The organism is Actinomadura madurae (assembly GCF_900115095.1).
Taxonomy (GTDB): Bacteria; Actinomycetota; Actinomycetes; order Streptosporangiales; family Streptosporangiaceae; genus Spirillospora; species Spirillospora madurae.
In genome coordinates this window covers 498104-515040 of record NZ_FOVH01000004.1, presented here as the reverse complement: position 1 = coordinate 515040, position 16937 = coordinate 498104, and the positions used below count along the sequence as shown (strand labels likewise).

Here is a 16937-nt window from a genome sequence, read left to right as displayed (position 1 = left end):
ACCGGTGTTCCTGGTGCTCGTCATGGATTCGCGCGGACGAGTTCGCCGTCCGCGACGGCGGGGCGGCCGTCGATGAGGACCCATCGGACGTCGTCGAGCCGCTCCGCGTCGGCCACCACGATGTCCGCCACGGCGCCGGGGCCGATGCGCCCCCGGTTGGGTGCGAGGCCGGGGACGGCGTCGGCGACGTTGGCGCCGGCCATCGCGACGGCCGCGGGCAGGGTGGTGGCGCCGTCCTCGACCGCCTTCGAGATCGCCAGCAGGATGGGGTCGTGGTACCCGCCGGCGTAGTCGGTGGAGATGGTGTCGACCAGGCCTTCCCGCAGCATCGCGAACATTGTCTCAGGGGAGCGCAGGAGCCGGCGCGCTCCGAGCCCGTCCAGCGTCGACACGTCGACGACGACCCCTGATTTCCGCAGCTCGGCGGCGTGCTCCACCGCCTCCTCGACGGTGAAGCTCGAATGGTTGGAGTGGCCGGCGATCAGCCGGACGTCGATCCGCGCGATCTCGGCGACCTGCTTCATGGACGCCGCGGCGTTGTGCACGAGGACCGGCACGCCGTGGCGCCGCGCGTGCTCCGCGGCCTCGGCCAGCCCGTGCAGGGCCACCTCGAAGGCGGGGAGCACCACGGAGCGGACGATGTCCGCCGCGTCCTCCGGGGTCATGAGGTCGATCAGCCCGATCTCGGTCAGGACGGCGGCCACCTCGTCCCGGTCGTGGGTCCGGCGATCGATGTGGCGGCCGAGGACCGTGTACTTCAGCGCGTTCGCCTGCGCGGGCGTGATGGTCTCCCCGGTGAGCTCCCGCACCTTCTGCGGGATGTACATGTAGCTCGCCCCGCCGCCGCCGAGGGTGTGCCCGGCGCCGATCTCGCCCAGTGCCACCGCGCCGTCCCGCACGGCCCTCTCGGCGGTGGCCCGGACGTTGTCCTCGCGCAGCCCGCCGCCGTCCGCGATCTGGGCGGCCCGCAGGCAGGAGGGCGTGTTGCACGAGGCCGCCTTCACGTTCACCGGGTGCGCGGCGTTCGTCCGCGCGATCTGCTCGGCGGTCATGAACCCGTCCACGCACAGGACAGTGGTGGTCCCCTCCAGCAGGTGCCGGTCGAGGTTGCGGACGACCTGGTCGTCGGGGAGCGGCTCGTGCCCGCTCGGGAACAGCGGGCCGAAGGCCGTCCCGTGCGTGTGGTTGTTGATCAGGCCGGGCAGCACGACCTTGCCGGCCGCGTCGATCACGAGGTCCGCCCGGTCGTAGGGCCGCTCCGGATCCGACGGCGGCAGGTCGCGGACGGCGCCGTCGACGATGACGACGTCCGTGCCGGGCAGCCAGGCGGTCCCGTCGCCGGGGACGACGGTGCCGGACCGGATCACGGTGACGGTCACGAGGCCCCCCGCGTCGTCGCGGCGTCCTGCCGGGCGCGGCCATGGCGGAAGGGCTCCAGCTCATCGACCCGCTCCCCGCGGATCTCGGCGCCCACCAGTTCGGCGACGCGCAGGCAGAGGGTGGCGCCGCTGTGGGTCACCGCGAGGAAGAGCCCGTCTGCCGTGGCGCTCCGTCCGAGCACCGGCAGACCGTCGACCGGTATCGGCCGCACCCCGACCCGGGTCGCCTCGATCCGGGTTCCGCGGAAGCCCGGGTAGAGCTCCTCGGTCCGGCGCAGCAGCGTCTCGGCGGCGCCCGGCTCGACGTCCCAGGAGCCGTTCTCGCCTCCGGACACCGCGTCGTCCAGGCTCGGGTCGTGCAGGAGCAGCCGTCCGGCACCATCGGGCCTGAGATGGACGCCCGGCGCGTGGATCACCCTGCCCACCGAGACGGCCGTCGGGGCGGTGTAGGCGAGGAGGCCGATGGAGTTGCGCATGGGCAGCTCGACCCCGGCCAGCGCGGCGACCTCGGCCGCCCGGGGACCCGCGCAGTCGACGACCGCGTCCGCCCGCACGGTCTCCCCGTCGGCCGTGGTGACGCCGGTGACGCGGTCGCCCGCCATCGGCATCCCGACGACGGCCGAATGGGGCCTGACGTCCGCCCCGGCCGCGCGGGCGGACGACAGGAGCGCGCGCACGAGCGGCACGGGGTCGACCCAGCCTTCCTCCGGGTAGTACGCGACCGGCCCGTCGATCTTGCCCGCGGCCAGGTCGGGCTCCAGCTCGCGGGCCTGGGACGGCTCCAGCCACCGCACCGGATAACCCCAGTCCGTCAGGCGCTCGGCCTTCCGCCGCTGGTTCTCCCGCGCCGCAGGATCGGCCTTCCACTCCAGGTTGCCGTGCTCGTGGTACCAGTCGCACGAGGCGGCCTCCTGCGCGAGCCGCCGGTGCGCCCGCAGCCCCTCGACGTTGAGGTCGTGGTAGCTGCGGGGCGTCTTGTTGTTGGAGTTGGTCCAGGAAAAGGTGGCACCCGAGGTTCCGGACGCGGGCGCACCCGAATCCAGCACGGTGACCGAGCAGCCGTGGCGCGCCAGTTCGGCGGCCATGGCCGCTCCCATCACACCGGCTCCGACGACGACGACCTTGAGCGACATCGCTCTCTCTACCTCTTTCGTTGGAATGCGGGGATTTCGTGGGGGCGGACGGGCGAGGGGGGACGTCAGTCGGCGAGCACCAGGCACTCCCCGGCCGGGGCGGTGACGGTCACGCGGTCGCCGGGGGAGGGCAACGAGGTGGCGGGTCCGCCCGAGACGGCGGCGGTCAGCCGGCCGGCCCCGGGAAGGTCCACCACGACGTTCGCCGACGCGCCGAGGTACTGGACCTCGGTCACCGAGCCCCGCAACCGGGAGATCCGCGCCGCCGCCTCACCGGCCGCGTCGCCGGCCACGGTGTCGCCGGTCACGGTGTCGCCGGCATGGACGGTCAGGGACTCCGGGCGGATGAGCACGTTGACGCGCCCGCCGGCCTCGGCCTCCTCCCGCGGGTCGGTGACCGAGAGCGCCTGCCCGTCTTCGAGCCGCACCGTGAGGGACGGGCCGGCCGGTCCGGCGACGTCCGCGGCCAGGATGTTCGACTGGCCGACGAAGCCGGCGACGAACGTGTTGACGGGCCTGGCGTAGATCTCCGCGGGCGGTCCGAGCTGCTCGATGCGTCCGGCGTTCATCACCGCGATCCGGTCGGACACCACGAGCGCCTCGGTCTGGTCGTGCGTGACGAACACGGTGGTGATGCCGACCTTCTGCTGCAGCCGCCTGATCTCCAGGCGGAGCTGCTCGCGCAGCTTGAGGTCGAGGTTGGACAGCGGTTCGTCGAGCAGGAGGACGGCGGGCTCGACGACGGTCGCCCTCGCCAGCGCCACCCGCTGCTGCTGCCCTCCGGACAGCTGGCGCGGGAACCGTCCGCCCATCCCCGCCAGCCCGACGAGGGCCAGGGCGTCCGCGATCCGCCGGGCGCGCTCGGCGCGGCCGACCTTGCGCATCCGCAGCCCGAACCCGACGTTGTCGGCGACGGTCATGTGCGGGAACAGGGCGTACTGCTGGAACACCATGGCGCTGGGGCGCTTGTTCGGCGGGAGATGGTCGACCCTGCTCCCGTTCATCAGGACGGCACCGGCATCGGGCTCGGCGAACCCCGCGATCATGTTGAGCGTGGTCGTCTTCCCGCACCCGCTGGGGCCGAGCAGCGTCAGCAGCTCACCGGGGCGGACGTCCAGGCTGAGATGGTCCACCGCCACCTCGTCCCCGTACCTCTTCACGACGGTGCGCAGGGCGACCTGCCCGTCCTGCCCCGCCTCGTGCGATCCCGATCGGGAAAGGGTGGACTTCGTGCTGTTCACCGCCGGTCACCTCCGTAGATGAAGTCGGTCAGCTTGGCGTAGCGGTGGGCCAGGCCCACCGCGAGCAGGACGGGGACGAGCGTCAGCAGCGCCACGCAGGCGAGCACCGGCGAATAGTCGTATTGCATGGCCGACAAGATGGCGATGGGAATGGTCGACTTCTCCCGGGAGACGAGGAACAGCGACAGTTCCACGTTGTTGAAGGACGCGATGAAGCTGAAGAGCATTCCGGCGAGGATTCCGCTGCGGATCAGGGGCAGGGTGACGTGGAGGAAGGTCCTCGCCCTGGTCGCGCCGAGATCCGCCGCGGCCCGTTCCCACGAGGGGTCGACGCCCGCGAGGGCCACCCCGACCGTCCGGACGACGAACGGGATGCCCACCAGCACGTGGCTCGCCATCAGGATCGGCGTGCCGACCAGGTCGCGGCCGCCGAGCTGGGTCAGCATCTGCAGCAGCGCCAGGCTGATGACGATCTCCGGCAGCAGCAGCGGAGAGGCGAGGAAGCCCTCCACGAGCGTGCGCGCCACTCCGCCGGAGCGGAGCAGGCCGTACGCGGCGGCGGTGCCGAGGCAGGTGGCGAGCGCCGCCGCCGGGATCGCGATGAGCAGGCTCTGCCAGATCGGCTCCAGCCACCGCGCCGTCAGCGCCTCGGGCCACCACCGCAGCGACACGCCGCGCGGCGGCAGCTCCGGGTAGGTGTCGGGCTGGACCGCCGTCCACACGACCACCAGCAGCGGCAGTGCGATGAACGACATGATCAGCGACAGCACGGCGGCCTGGACGATGCGGCCGGGCCGCACCCGCCTGCGGGAGGACTCAGCCACGACCGCCCACCTCCGGCCGGCCGCCCCGGCTCGTCAGTCGTGCCGACCAGGACAGCACCAGGATGACCGACAGTCCGAGCGCGAGGATGACGGCGGCGACGGAGGCCGCGCGCGCCCACTCCCCGGTCGTGATCATGGCCTCCTGCACCAGGGTGGCCAGGGTCTGCACCCGGCCGCCGCCGAGGACGGACGGGGTGGCGAACGCGCCCAGGCAGATCGCGAACACGAGGATCGCGCCCGCCGTCACCCCCGGCAGCGACAGTGGAAGCGTCACCCGGAAGAAGGTCCGAACGGGACCGGCGCCGAGGTCGCGGGCGGCCTGTTCGAGGCTCGGGTTCACCGCCTGCAGCGACGACATCGTGGTGAAGACGCTGAAGGGCAGCAGGACGTGGACCAGCCCGATGATGATGGCCGCGTACGTTCCGCGGAGCCCGGTCGGCCCGTCATGGATTCCCGTCCCCTCCAGCACCTGGCTGATCAGGCCGTCCTTTTCGAGGAGCACCAGCCAGCCGTACGTCCGCACCACCACGCTGGCCACCATGGGCGACAGCACCAGGACGACGACCAGGACACGGATTCTGGAATTGCTGCGGACCAGGAAGTGCGCGACCGGGTAGGCCATCACCGCGCAGATGAACGCCACGGCCAGCGAGGTCCATACGGTCGACCACAGGATCCGCAGGAAGTGAGAGTCGGAGAAAAGCGAGGAATAGTTCCCCAGATTCGGATCGAGCACCACGTCCGGTCCTTCATAGGAAAGGAAGCTGGTGCTGAGCAGAATCCCCACGGGGACGAGGAACAGTATGGCGAGCCACAGGACCGCCGGTATCGGCAGGACACGATGTCCGCGGAGCGCCGTGGGTCGCCGGCGCTTCGCCGCCCCGGTCTCAGTGCCGGGGGCGGAGATGACCACTGGCCTTCTCCCTTCGCCGCTCGGAGGGGCAGATCATGATCAGTCGAACGTCCGCTGCCAGCGCTTGAGCCAGGCTCCGCGGTTGGCGTTGACGGCATCGGCGTCCGGGACCTTCACCTTCGTCCCGAGGTCGTCGGCGCTGGACACGTGCTTGTCCGCGAACTCCGCGGGCAGTTCCACGCCGCGGACGGTGGGGCCGACGTTGTACCGCTGCGCCCATCTGGCCTGGACGTCCGGCCGCAGCCAGAAGTCGAGGAACTTGTAGGCGTTCTTCTTGTTCTTGGCGCCGACCGGGACGCCGAGGGCGCCCAGCAGCGCGTACGTCCCTTCCTGCGGGACCGTGAAGTCGTAGTGCGTCGTCTTCGCGTAGATCGCGGCGCGGCCGTCGAAGTACGGGAACGCCGACGCCTTCCCCTGCTCCATGTAGGGGACCGCCTCCGCGGACTGGCTGGGCGACGCCAGCAGATGCGGGGCCAGTTCCTCGTACTTGGTCCAGGCGGGCTCCACGTTGGACGCGTCGCCGCCCGCCAGGTCCGCCGTGATCAGGAGCTGGAGCACGCCGAGGGCGTTGCTCGGGTGCCAGGCCAGGGTTCCGCCCCGGTATTTCGGATCCCAGGCGACGTTCCAGGACGTGGGCGGCTTGTCGAACTTCTTCTTGTCGTACATCAGCACGACCTGCTGCAGCTCGTGGATGGCGCCGACTCCGCCCGCCGCCTTGACCAGCTGCGGGTAGGCGTTCGCGACGTTGGGCACCTGGGCGGGGGTGACCGGGGCCAGGAGCCTGTCCTCGCGCCCTTGGGCGATCTCCCAGCTCGTCATGATCCCGACATCGAAGCCGGGCTCTCCCCGGGTGGCGCGGATCGCCGTGTAGGCCTCCGCGGCCGCCCCTTCCGGGATGTACTCGACCTCGATGCCGGTCTCGGCCTCGAACGGCTTGCCGACGACCTCCATCCAGAGCTTGGCGTACTCGGCGCCGTAGCCGTCGATGACGAGCCTGCCGGCGCCCCCTCCCGTCCCTTCGCCACCGCCGCAGGCGGTGAGCAGCAGTCCACCGAGCACGGGTAGGACGAACCATCGGGGTCTGGGTCTACGCAGGGCTTGAGTCATCGATCCGCTCCATCGTGTGACGGACGCTGACATCCCCCTGGCCCCCGGCGGACTGAACATCATTCGCCGCAAGCCCCTGCCAGCCTGTGCATCTGTCTGATGTAACTAGTTACATCAGACAGAATAGCGGCGCCTCCCTTCCTGTCAAGAGTCTTCGCACGTCGCCCGGCGGTCACCGCGCCCGTGCGCGCGGTGGAGGGGCGGGGCTACCCCGGGACGTCCACCAGCACCTTGCCGACCGCGCCGCTCTCCACCGCCCGTTGCGCGTCGGCGGTGCGGTCGAGCGGGAAGCGGACCAGCGGCAGGCCGTGCTCCTCCCCGACCGGCAGGGCGCCGTCGCCGACCGCGGCGGTGACGTCCTCGGCGGCCGCGGCGAGCGCCTGCGAACCGACCGTGTAGAGGACGAGGAACTGGAAGCGGCTGTTCAGGAACATGTTCTGCCGGACGTCCAGTTGCGCCGGCTTGTCGCCGTCGTTGGCGTACACGGAGATCGTGCCGCGTGTCCCCAGCACGGCCAGGTCCAGCGGGAGGTTCACGCCCAGCGCGACCTCGGCGATGATGTCGACGCCCTCCGGGGCGATCTCGCGGATCGCGGCGGCCGGGTCGCTCTCGCGGTAGTTGACCACGTGGTGGGCGCCGGCGGCGGTGGCGAGCCGGGCCTTCTCCGGGCCGCTGATCGTGCTGATCACGGTGGCGCCCGCCCAGCGGGCGAGCTGGATCACCGCGTGCCCGACCGCGCCGGCCCCGCCCGCCGCGAGCACCACCGCGCCGTCGAGCGCGCCGGGCCGCAGCCGGCGCGGGCCGTCCTCGGCGACGGTGAGCGCCCGGTGGGCGGTGAGCGCGGGGACGCCGAGCGCGGCGCCGACGTCGAGACCGGCCTCGTCGGGCAGCGGCACGGCCCGCTCGGCGGGCACGACGGTGTACTCGGCGGCGGTGCCGGTGGGCCGCCCGGCGGCGGCCATGTACGACCAGACCCGCTGACCGGCCCGGCCCGGGTCGACCCCCTCGCCGACGGCGTCGATCACGCCGGCGCCGTCGTGATGCGGAGTGATCTCGGGAAACTGCATGGTGCCGCCGGAACGGCTCTTCCAGTCGGTCGGATTGACCCCGGACACGGAGACCCGGACGCGAACCTCGCCGGGGCCGGGCACGGGCAGGTCGCGGTCGACGAGCCGAAGAACCTCGGGACCGCCGTTGTCGCTGTAGATGATCGCTTTCATGATTCGTCCTTTCCCTCGTCAGCCGATCCGTACGTCGCTCGACCGCGACTCGACGGCGTCGAGGGCGGCCAGGGTGGCGGCGTCGAACGTGATCTCGCTGACCGCCATGTTGGCCTCCAGATGGACGGAGCCGGCGGTGCCGGGGATGAGCAGCACGTTCGGGGCGCGGTGCAGCAGCCAGGCGAGGCCCACCTGGTGGGGCGTGACGCCCAGCGACTCGGCCACGGCGTGGACGGCCGGCTCCTCGGTGACCTTGGGCAACCCGGGGATGGCCCCGCCGAGAGGGAAGCACGGCACCCAGGCGATGCCCTCGTCCGCGCACAGCCGCAGCAGGTCCTCGTCGTCGCGGGAGACGAGGCTGTAGGCGTTCTGCACGCAGGCGATACCGGCCGGCAGGGCGCGGCGCAGGCCGTCGAGGGTGACGCTGCTCAGGCCGATCGCGCCGATCTTGCCCTCGTCGCGCAGGGCCGTCATCACCGCGAGCTGGTCGTCGAGGTCGACCCGCTGGTCGCCCTCGGGGCGCAGGCCGGGTCCGGAGTCGAGGCGGCGGAGGTTCACCACCGGGAGCCGGTCGAGGCCGAGGCTGCGCAGGTTCGCCTCGACACCGGCGCGCAGCTGCTCGGGCCGCTGCGCGATCCGCAGCGGCAGCCGCCCGCCCGGGTCGGGTTCGGCGCCGACCTTGGTGACGACGAGCACGTCGTCCTCGGGACGCAGGGCCTCGCGGATCACGGCGTTGGCGAAGCCGAAGCCGTAGAACTCGGCGGTGTCCACATGGTCCACGCCCAGCGCGACCGCGCGGCGCAGCAGCGCGACGGCCTCGTCGCGGCGGTCGTGCAGGCGGTCGAGCTGGAGGGCGCCGTAGCCGGCCCGGGACACGGTGCGGCCGGCGAACGTGGCGGTGGGGGCGGTGATGGACGTCTCCTCGGTCGGTGGGTCGCCGCGGTGGTGCGCGGACTGCTCGCGGCCCACACCGTACAATCAATGGATGACAGATATCAATATCTGTCATTCATATGACGGCTGACAGGTTGGCTTCCGCCAGATGCCTGGAGTACGTTCCTGGAAGTCCGCCTGGAGTTCGGGGGAGGTCTGATGCGCGCAGAGCCGCTCGACGCGGAGACGATCGTGTCGGCCACCGAGGAGCTGCTGCGCCGCCACGGTCCGGAGAAGACCACGGTGCTCGACGTCGCGCGGCTGCTGGGAGTGAGCCACGGGAGCGTGTACCGGCACTTCCCGTCCAAGGCGGCGCTGCGCGAGGCCGTGATCCTGCGCTGGCTGGACCGGATGCGGGACGAGGTCGCCGCGGCGGTCCAGGATTCCGGCCCGGCCCCCGACCGGCTCCGCCGCCTGCTCACCGCCATGTTCGCCGCGAAGTGGGCGAAGGCGAGGGAGGACCCGGAGCTGTTCGCCACCTTCCGGGTGCTGGCGGCGGAGCACAGCGACGTGGCCTGCGCCCATGTCGCGCGCCTGCTCGCGGAGATCCGGGCCGTCGTCGCGGACGGCATCGCCCGCGGCGACTTCGCCGCCGGTGAGCCGGAGGTGATCGCGCGAGCCGTCCTCAACGCGACCAGCCGCTTCCACAACCCGCTGCACGCCGCCGAGTGGCGGTCCCCCGAGACCGCGCCGGAGTCCGAGGACGTCATCTCCCTCATCCTCAACGGCATCCGAGCACGCTGAGCCGCCGGCCCTGCCCGCGTCCGTGAATCGCCTGTTGCGGGTGATTTCGGAACCGTCGAGTTCGGGGAGCGTTGGCCGCATCGGATGGTGAGCGGCCAACGACAGGAGGATCACCATGAACGACCTCGCAACGCCCATCGCCGCAACGGACTACCCCTTGCTGAACGCCTTCTGGACGATGCTGTGGTTCTTCCTGTGGGTGCTGTTCCTCATGGTGCTCTTCAGGATCCTGAGCGACATCTTCCGCGACGACAGGCTGAGCGGCTGGGGCAAGGCCGGATGGTCGATCTTCGTGATCGTGCTGCCCTTCCTCGGCGCCTTCGTGTACCTGATCGCGCGTGGGAAGGGCATGGGAGAGCGCGATCTGCACGCCGTGCAGAAGCGTGACGAGCAGTTCCGCGCCTACGTCCGCGAGACCGCCGGACCCCAGGAGCCCACGAAGGCCGACGAGCTGGTCAAGCTGGCCGAGCTGAAGAACCATGGCGACATCAGCGAGGTGGAGTACGAGAAGGCGAAGGCCAAGGTCCTCGCCTGAGCCTCTCAGATGCTCTCGGCGGCGACGCGGCCGGCCTTCACGGCGTCGGCCAGGGCCCGGTGGTCGCGCTCGTTCTGGTCGGCGTAGCCCTCGGCGAACTCCGCGAGGGCCCGGTCGAAGGTGTCGCTCCTGCCGAGGTAGGCGGCGATCGCGATCGGGTCGCCGGAGCGCGCGTGCGCACGGGCCAGGGACACCCCGCACACCTGCGCGAAGACCTCCATCACGTCCGGCGACATGGCCTCGGGCTGGACGATCCCCTTCCAGTCGCGCAGCTGCCGCACGTAGAAGTCGCGTTGCCGGCCGTCGATACCGGTGACGCGGTCCCAGCCCAGGAAGATGTCCCCGGCCGCCTGCATCAGCCGTTGCCCGGCCACGACGCGCCGCCCCTGGTTGCCGCCGCGCCGCGCTCCCGCGGTGTGCGGGGCGAGGACCGACTCCCCGGCCTCCTTGGCCTGGAGGAGCAGCGGGTCGTCGTCGTCCCTGCCCAGCATCAGGACGATCCAGCAGCGGGTGCCGACACTGCCGACGCCGACCACCTTGCGCGCCACGTCCACCGGACGGAACCGGCCGAGCAGATGCCGCCGCTCGGGGGAGAGGCTGTGCCGGTAGGTCCTGATCAGGTCGCGCAGCGTGCCTTCGAGTTCGGAACGCCTCCCGTCCGGGAGCAGGTCCCCGAGGGGCGTGATCAGCGGCGGATCGGGGTTGATGCGGCGCACGCCGTCTCCGGCCACGTGCGTGAGCTTCTCGAACGCCTGGACGTTGTCGCGGGTGCGCGCCTTGGCCGCCGCTCGGGCGGCCCGGCGGCGGGCGTCCTTGCCCAGCCGTTCCGGCAGGATCGTCCTGAGCCGGTCGGCGTCGTCCTGGGCGTACCAGATGTCGAGGGTGCGCATGCCGGCGAAGTCGTGCATCCGCCGCCGGTAGGCGCGGACGCAGGCCCGCGCGATGCGGTCGCGCTCCGCGGCGGTGAAGGCGTTGGCGCGGGCGGCGATGACGAGGCTGGCGGCGAGCCGCTTGACGTCCCACTCGAACGGGCCCGGCAGGGTCTCGTCGAAGTCGTTGACGTCGAAGAGCAGGTGGCGTTCGGCGGAGGCGAGCAGCCGGAAGTTCAGCAGGTGCGCGTCGCCGCACAGCTGCGCCGTGAGCCCGGTGTCCGGGACGGCGCCGAGATCCGCGGCCATGATCGCCGCCGCGCCGCGGTAGAACCGGAACGGTGACTCCAGCATGCGGCCGTACCGGATCGGCACCAGCTCCGGGACGCGCTCGGCGGACTGCCGCTCGATGACGTCGAGGGGATCCGGGCGTCTCCCGTCCGGGCCGAAGGCGGCGTGACCGGTGCGGGGCACCCTCGCCCGCGCGGCCTTGCCGCGGCCCGCACGCTCGGACGGGCTCAGATGATCGCTACGGGCCGTGGCCATGACCGGGCCTCCCTTGTCCGGACCGGCGTGCCATGGGCGGGAGCCGGCGCACCTCGACGAGTTCGAGGCCCAGGGCTTCGATCACCTCCAGGACGCCGTACAGGGCGCCCTGATCGAGCTCCGCGCTCCAGACGACGGTCTCGACGGGGTTCACGCGGACGTTGAGATCGTCGAACGCGTGCTGGAAGGTGTCGCTGATGCGGCCCCTGATCCGTATCTCGTAGCCGGGGCCGGCCGGAGGATCGGTCATCGGTTCGCACTCGCCGTCCGCTTGCCGGCGTGCCGGATCCACAGGGCGAGGGCCGCGGTCAGCAGCCCCCAGGTGATGAGCCACAGGCCGATCAGCCAGGTGAGCGCGGTCAGGGTGATCCCGGGCCACAGCAGCAGCAGGAGCCCGGCGAGAATGCCGAGGCCCGCCAGGAGGGCCGCCCCGTCCCGTCCCGGCATGGACGGTTCCGCGAGCGCGGCGACGAGCCCGACGATCCCGCCGACCAGCCAGAACAGGCCGAAGAGCAGGGCCAGGACCTGGACGGTCTGGAACGGGTCGCGCATGACGAGCACGCCGACGGCCAGGGACAGGACGCTCAGCAGGGTCAGCAGGACGCGGGTCCCCCCGCCCGCCTCGCCCGCCGCGACGGCCTGCCCGAGCCGGTACAGGCCGAGGATCACCAGCTTGAGGCCGAAGAGGAAGGCCACGACACCGATGGTGGCGTCCGGCCATGTCACGATCACCAGGCCCAGCAGCGCCGAGAGGATCCCGGTGGCCATCCCGGCGCCCCAGGCGCCGGCCGCGGGCCGGGTGAGCCCTCCGGACGTCCGCGGGCTCACCGGCCCGACCGCTCCTGACGGGTGCGCCGAGGCCATGGGGTCCTCCCTGCTCGCCCGGCTCCGCACCGCCTGGAGCCGGGGTGGTCCATGGCCCCAGCGCACCGCGGCGGAGCATGCGCCCGCATCATCCCTGGCGGGTGATCCCGGCACCGCCACTCCGGCGGACGATGAGGTGGATTCGGCTCGCTTCGTAGGGAGAAGGGGTTGAGATGACTCAGGGAGTGCATTCCCCGGTCGGCGGCGGACGGGCGCCGGTGAGCGGCTGGGCGGTCGGGTTCGCGGTGTTCGCCGGCTGCATGATGATCATGGTCGGGCTCTTCGGGGCCATCGTCGGGATCGCCGCGATCGTCGACGACGACCTGTACGTGGTCCGCGGCGACTACGTCTTCACCTGGGACCTGACGGCCTGGGGCTGGATCCACCTGGTGCTCGGCATCATCGTGGTCGCGGCCGGGGCCGCCGTGTTCACCGGGCGGGCCTGGGCGCGCGCGCTCGGCATCGTCCTGGCGGTGCTGAGCGCCATCGCGAACTTCATCTTCCTTCCGTATTACCCGGTGTGGTCCATAGTGATCATCGCTCTGGACATCGCGGTGATCTGGAGCCTGGCGAGGTACTCGCGGCAGGCCGCGGCCGAGACCTGGGGATGAGGCGGCTCCGCGACCGCCCGGCCGCGGGCATCCCCGCGCGCGCCGACTACACGGACGCGGTGTACGGATCGCTGCTGGCCGCCTCGGTGATCGCCGGAACCGGTTCGGGCGACCACCCGGTCGCCGCTCCGTCCCTGGCGATCCTGCTGCTGGCCACGGGGCTGGTGTTCTGGGTCGCGCACGTCTACGCCCGGCTGGCGGGTGACCGCCTGCGGGGCGCCGCGTGGGGGCGGGCGGAGATCAGGTCCGTCGGCGCCGCCGAGTGGCCGCTGGTCCAGGCCGCCTTCCCGCCGGCGGCGACGGCCCTCGCGGGCTGGCTCTTGGGGCTCGCCGACGCCGCGACCGCCTGGCTGGCGCTCTCGGTCGCGCTGGCCGGTCAGGTCGGCTGGGGCATCGCGGCGACGCTCCAGGCGGGCGGACGAGGGGGACTGGTCGCCGCGTCGGCCCTGGTCAACCTGCTCCTCGGACTGACCGTGGTCGCCCTCAAGACGCTCCTGTCCCATTGACCCCGGCAGCCCGGAACCGGGCCGGTGGACCGGGCCGCGACGGGACCTCCTCACCCGGATCAGGTGAGGTGAGGCGGCGGCGAAGGCGCTGACACGCATGTGTGCACGGTGCGGAGGGCACGGCCCGGCGGCACGCCGACGCCGCCCGGCGGTGGATGGCCCGGCTCTCCTTGGTAGGGGCCGGGCGGGCCGCGTTCAGAACGGGCGGCGCCGCCCCCGCGGAGCACCCGGCCCCGCCTCCCGCGCACCCCTTCCTGATCATGAATCCGCGTTCGGGGGGAGGCAAGGTCGAGCGGTTCCGGCTCGCCGGCAGGCCCGCGAGCTCGGGGCCCGGGTCGTCGTCCTCGACCCTCGCCGCCACCAGGACGTCGCGGAACTGGCGCGGCGGGCCGTGGCCGACGGCGCCGACCCGTCAACAACGCCTCCTTCGAGGCGTACGCGGCGGTCGTGCAGAGCCCCGGCTACCGCGACGACAAGGTCGGCACCACCCTGCGGTTGCTTCCGGACCTGCTCGCCCGGCACCGCGGCCCCCGGCTGACGGTCCGCGCCGCGAACGTCGTCGTCGACGGCCCGCAGGCCGTCCTGGTGAGCAACAACCCCTACCAGGGCGGCGATCCGGCCGGGTTCGGCCGCCGCGAGCGGCTGGACTCCGGGGGTCCTCGGCGTCCTGGCGATCAGCGTCGAGAGCGCGGGGAAGGCATCTGCCGCGCCACCGTCGCCCCGCGCCTCGTGCGAAGCCGATGCTGGACTTGCGGGGTCTGACCCGGCTCGCCTTCGGGCGGCGCCGTTCTCGCGGGGCTCCGGGCGGGTAGGAAGAAGGGGCGGGGGCGGCGTCCTGGTCGGGGGGGCCTGGAGACGGCGCGTCCCCCTCTCGGGGTGATCTCGATGATCGCGAATGGGACTCCCGCGGACATGCCGGCGCCGGGGGCCGTTCCCGCCGGGTCCCTGCCGTACGTGCCCGGCTGGGTCGTCGCGCGCCCGCGCCTCACGGAGCGGCTGAGCGCCGGGGTCCGGGGCCCGCTCACCGTGATCACCGGACCTCCGGGGGCGGGCAAGACGATCACCGCGCTGGCCTGGGCGGCGTCCTGGGCCGGGCCGCCGCGCGTGTGCTGGGTCACCTGCGACGACTCGACGGTGACCGTCCAGGGGTTCTGCGCCTCGCTGATCCGGAGCCTGTCCTCGGCGGGCATCGACGTGGCGTCCGCCGGGCGGGGCCCCGATGCCGACGGGGAGGGCATGGTCGAGGCGGTCACGGCGGCCCTGCTGGAGGCCGGCCCCGTCGCGGTGGTGGTGGACGACTTCCCGGCCAGGACCGGTTCGGCGCCCGCCGAGGTGGTGGACCACCTGCTGCGGCACGCCCCCGCCTTCCGGGCGGTCGTCCTCTCGCGCAGCGATTCGCCCCTTCCGCTGAACCGTCATCGGCTCGCCCGGGAGCTGACCGAGATCCGCGCCGATGACCTGGCCTTCGGGGACCACGAGGTCGCCGAGGTGCTGGCGCAGCACGGGGTGCGGCTGACGCACGCGTCCCGGCGGGCGCTCCACGAGCGGACGGGCGGCTGGCCGGCCGCGATCAGGCTCGCCGCGATGTCGATGGAGAACCACCCGGATCCCGAGGAGTTCGCCGCCCGGTTCGCGGGCGACGACCAGGCCGTCGTCGGGTACCTGATGGAAGAGGTCGTCGACGCCCAGCCCTCCGGCGCGCGCCGGCTGCTGCTCGCGACGAGCGTCGTGGAGCGGGTGAACGCCGGGCTGGCCTGCGAGCTGGCCGGTGACGCGGGCCGGGCCTTCGCGGACATGGTCCGGCAGAACGCCTTCGTGGTGCCGCTCGGACGGGGCTGGTACCGCTATCACCCCATGTTCGGTGCGGCGCTGCGGCTGATCCTCCGGCACGAATCGCCTGGCCTGGTCCCGGTGCTGCATCGCCGGGCGGCGGAGTGGTTCGAGCGGTCGGGGCTGCTGCCCGACGCCGTGCGCCAGGCCGTCCGGGCAGGCGACTGGCAGTACGCGTCGCGGATGGTCGTCGACCGGCTGGCGATCGGTCACGCGCTCGGCCTCGGACCGCCGGAGGCGTCGTTCGACCTCCTCGACGGGATACCGGACACGGCCGCCTTCACCGGCGCCCGGCCGGAGCCGGCGATCGTGGCCGCGGCCGTCGCGGCCCGGCGCGGGGACGAGGCGTCGTGCGCGGCCGCACTGCGCCACGCCAGGAGGGTCCTCCGGCGCTCGCCGCACGACCCCGCCTGGATGTGCCTGGCCGCCGTCGAGCTCTGCCGCCCCGGAGCGACGGGTTTCGGTGACCTGGCCGGTGCGTCCGGCGAGGCCGCCCTGCTGCGGCGGGCTCCCGGCCGGCTCCTCGACGACCGTCCGGAGCTGAGGTCGCTGGCGCTGTCCGGGCGGGGAGCCGCGCATGTATGGCATGGGGAGCTGGACGAGGCGGCGCGCCACTTCGGCGAGGCGCTGACCGCCGCCGAGCAGGCGGGAGGCGACGTCCAGAGGAGGCGGTGCCTCAGCGATCTTGCTCTCACCGAGGCCCTTCTGGGCAACGTCGCGCACGCCGCGGACCTGGCGGGCCGGGCCCGCCGGCTCCCCGACGCGCCGGTCTCCCCGCAGGCCGGCGACCTCGCGGCGGCGGAACTGGCGGACGCGTGGGGCGACGTCGAACGGTGGCGGCCCCGAGCGGCTCGCCGCCGGGTGGCGCAGGCGTTCCCCGGTCCTCTGGCGAGAGCCATCCAGCACCTGGTGAAGGCCCGTGCCGACCTGTGCCGGGGGCACCCTGAGCACGCCCTGGACGATCTGCGGGCGGCCGGCGAGATGGTCCCGCGACCCGGCTGGCTCGGGCGCAGGCTGGCTCTCGTGAGCGCCGAGGCGCATGTCGCCCGCGGCGAGATCGAGGCCGCGCGGCGCGACGTGGAACGCGCCGACGGGCGGCCGTCCCTCGAAACGGCCCTCGCGCTGGCCCGGGTCGAGATGAGCGCCGGCGAGGACGGAGCCGCGGTCGCGACGCTCAGGGAGGGGCTGCACCGGTGGACCAGGGCGCCGACGGACGTGCGCGTGGAGGCATGGCTGCTCGACGCCCGTCTGGCCTACCGCAACGGCGACCAGGGGCAGGGCCGCCGCTCCCTTGACCGTGCCCTCCGCCTGGCTCGGCGGGAGGGCATCAGGCGGCCCTTTGAGATGTCGCGGAGCTGGCTGCTGCCCGTCCTGCGGCAGGATCCCGGGCTGATCCGCACCCATCGCCTCCTCCTGGAACCGCTGGGTCTGGCGGCGGAGACCGGCGCGATGGTCTCGCCCGGCGGGAACGGGGCGGTGCCGGTCGAGCGGCTCAGCCCGCGGGAACTGGAGGTGCTGCGGTCCGTGGCGCAGCTGATGACGACGGAAGAGATCGCCGTGAACCTGTACGTGTCCGTGAACACGGTCAAGACCCACCTCAAGAGCATCAACCGCAAGCTCGCCGTGACACGCAGAGGCGAGGCGGTACGGCGAGCCCGCGAGCTGTCCCTCCTGTGAAGGGG

17 protein-coding genes are annotated in these 16937 nt (G+C 72.8%); 6 read left to right on the top strand and 11 right to left on the bottom strand.

Going from position 1 to position 16937, the window contains the following annotated elements; genetic code table 11:
• Positions 1-20: 20 nt before the first annotated feature.
• The 8 genes from BM339_RS15100 to BM339_RS15065 all read right to left on the bottom strand — a co-directional run bounded on the left by BM339_RS15100 (position 21) and on the right by BM339_RS15065 (position 8786).
• Positions 21-1379: an amidohydrolase family protein gene (locus BM339_RS15100; RefSeq protein ID WP_075021216.1), complete on the bottom strand. Its 1359-nt coding sequence runs from the start codon at positions 1377-1379 to the stop codon at positions 21-23.
• On the bottom strand, positions 1376-2512 hold the full coding sequence (locus tag BM339_RS15095) for an NAD(P)/FAD-dependent oxidoreductase (protein WP_021596979.1): 1137 nt from the start codon (positions 2510-2512) through the stop codon (positions 1376-1378). Before BM339_RS15095 ends, BM339_RS15100 begins: the two co-directional genes overlap by 4 nt.
• 65 nt (positions 2513-2577) lie before the next feature.
• A complete protein-coding gene (locus BM339_RS15090) occupies positions 2578-3753 on the bottom strand; it encodes an ABC transporter ATP-binding protein (protein WP_021596978.1) in 1176 nt (391 codons plus the stop codon).
• Positions 3750-4577, bottom strand: coding sequence for an ABC transporter permease (locus BM339_RS15085; protein WP_143118424.1), 828 nt, complete (start codon positions 4575-4577; stop codon positions 3750-3752). The genes BM339_RS15090 and BM339_RS15085 overlap by 4 nt, the downstream gene beginning before the upstream one ends.
• Positions 4570-5316 (bottom strand): ABC transporter permease, encoded by a 747-nt coding sequence (locus BM339_RS15080; RefSeq protein WP_143118423.1) that lies wholly within the window; start codon positions 5314-5316, stop codon positions 4570-4572. The genes BM339_RS15085 and BM339_RS15080 overlap by 8 nt, the downstream gene beginning before the upstream one ends.
• Before the next feature lie 213 nt (positions 5317-5529).
• Positions 5530-6549: an extracellular solute-binding protein gene (locus BM339_RS15075; protein ID WP_075021214.1), complete on the bottom strand. Its 1020-nt coding sequence runs from the start codon at positions 6547-6549 to the stop codon at positions 5530-5532.
• 254 nt (positions 6550-6803) lie between these two features.
• Positions 6804-7817 (bottom strand): NADPH:quinone reductase, encoded by a 1014-nt coding sequence (locus BM339_RS15070; RefSeq protein WP_075021213.1) that lies wholly within the window; start codon positions 7815-7817, stop codon positions 6804-6806.
• An 18-nt stretch (positions 7818-7835) separates the two neighbouring features.
• Complete coding sequence (locus BM339_RS15065; RefSeq protein ID WP_256255350.1) at positions 7836-8786, bottom strand: aldo/keto reductase; 951 nt, start codon at positions 8784-8786, stop codon at positions 7836-7838.
• A gap of 123 nt (positions 8787-8909) precedes the next feature.
• Here BM339_RS15065 and BM339_RS15060 point away from each other — a divergent pair, with 123 nt between their 5' ends.
• Positions 8910-9494: a TetR/AcrR family transcriptional regulator gene (locus BM339_RS15060; RefSeq protein WP_021594368.1), complete on the top strand. Its 585-nt coding sequence runs from the start codon at positions 8910-8912 to the stop codon at positions 9492-9494.
• Between the two features lie 115 nt (positions 9495-9609).
• The gene (locus BM339_RS15055; protein WP_075021212.1) at positions 9610-10029 is read left to right on the top strand and encodes an SHOCT domain-containing protein; all 420 of its coding nucleotides are present in this window, start codon (positions 9610-9612) and stop codon (positions 10027-10029) included.
• A 5-nt stretch (positions 10030-10034) separates the two neighbouring features.
• Here BM339_RS15055 and BM339_RS15050 read toward each other — a convergent pair whose 3' ends face one another.
• Genes BM339_RS15050 through BM339_RS15040 form a run of 3 tightly spaced genes read right to left on the bottom strand, consistent with a single transcriptional unit; the run spans position 10035 to position 12308 of the window.
• Positions 10035-11444, bottom strand: coding sequence for a DUF2252 domain-containing protein (locus BM339_RS15050; protein ID WP_075021211.1), 1410 nt, complete (start codon positions 11442-11444; stop codon positions 10035-10037).
• Complete coding sequence (locus tag BM339_RS15045) at positions 11428-11694, bottom strand: hypothetical protein (protein ID WP_075021210.1); 267 nt, start codon at positions 11692-11694, stop codon at positions 11428-11430. Before BM339_RS15045 ends, BM339_RS15050 begins: the two co-directional genes overlap by 17 nt.
• Complete coding sequence (locus BM339_RS15040) at positions 11691-12308, bottom strand: HdeD family acid-resistance protein (RefSeq protein WP_075021209.1); 618 nt, start codon at positions 12306-12308, stop codon at positions 11691-11693. The genes BM339_RS15045 and BM339_RS15040 overlap by 4 nt, the downstream gene beginning before the upstream one ends.
• Before the next feature lie 173 nt (positions 12309-12481).
• Between BM339_RS15040 and BM339_RS15035 the strand changes: the two genes are divergently transcribed.
• The 4 genes from BM339_RS15035 to BM339_RS15020 all read left to right on the top strand — a co-directional run bounded on the left by BM339_RS15035 (position 12482) and on the right by BM339_RS15020 (position 16932).
• Entirely contained in the window at positions 12482-12919 is a 438-nt protein-coding gene (locus tag BM339_RS15035; RefSeq protein ID WP_075021208.1) for a DUF7144 family membrane protein, read from the top strand.
• Positions 12916-13425, top strand: a complete 510-nt coding sequence (locus tag BM339_RS15030; protein ID WP_075021207.1) for a hypothetical protein — start codon at positions 12916-12918, stop codon at positions 13423-13425. The genes BM339_RS15035 and BM339_RS15030 overlap by 4 nt, the downstream gene beginning before the upstream one ends.
• A gap of 447 nt (positions 13426-13872) precedes the next feature.
• Complete coding sequence (locus BM339_RS50660) at positions 13873-14187, top strand: hypothetical protein (RefSeq protein WP_075021206.1); 315 nt, start codon at positions 13873-13875, stop codon at positions 14185-14187.
• Positions 14188-14310: 123 nt separating this feature from the next.
• A complete protein-coding gene (locus BM339_RS15020; protein WP_143118422.1) occupies positions 14311-16932 on the top strand; it encodes a winged helix-turn-helix domain-containing protein in 2622 nt (873 codons plus the stop codon).
• Positions 16933-16937 lie beyond the last annotated feature (5 nt).

Coding starts and splice junctions, on each gene's coding strand:
- BM339_RS15035 (WP_075021208.1), top strand. CDS start 12,482: ATGACTCAGGGAGTGCATTCCCCGGTCGGCGGCGGACGGGCGCCGGTG.
- BM339_RS15095 (WP_021596979.1), bottom strand. CDS start 2,512: ATGTCGCTCAAGGTCGTCGTCGTCGGAGCCGGTGTGATGGGAGCGGCC.
- BM339_RS15055 (WP_075021212.1), top strand. CDS start 9,610: ATGAACGACCTCGCAACGCCCATCGCCGCAACGGACTACCCCTTGCTG.
- BM339_RS15030 (WP_075021207.1), top strand. CDS start 12,916: ATGAGGCGGCTCCGCGACCGCCCGGCCGCGGGCATCCCCGCGCGCGCC.
- BM339_RS15020 (WP_143118422.1), top strand. CDS start 14,311: ATGATCGCGAATGGGACTCCCGCGGACATGCCGGCGCCGGGGGCCGTT.
- BM339_RS15060 (WP_021594368.1), top strand. CDS start 8,910: ATGCGCGCAGAGCCGCTCGACGCGGAGACGATCGTGTCGGCCACCGAG.
- BM339_RS15050 (WP_075021211.1), bottom strand. CDS start 11,444: ATGGCCACGGCCCGTAGCGATCATCTGAGCCCGTCCGAGCGTGCGGGC.
- BM339_RS15040 (WP_075021209.1), bottom strand. CDS start 12,308: ATGGCCTCGGCGCACCCGTCAGGAGCGGTCGGGCCGGTGAGCCCGCGG.
- BM339_RS15045 (WP_075021210.1), bottom strand. CDS start 11,694: ATGACCGATCCTCCGGCCGGCCCCGGCTACGAGATACGGATCAGGGGC.
- BM339_RS15070 (WP_075021213.1), bottom strand. CDS start 7,817: ATGAAAGCGATCATCTACAGCGACAACGGCGGTCCCGAGGTTCTTCGG.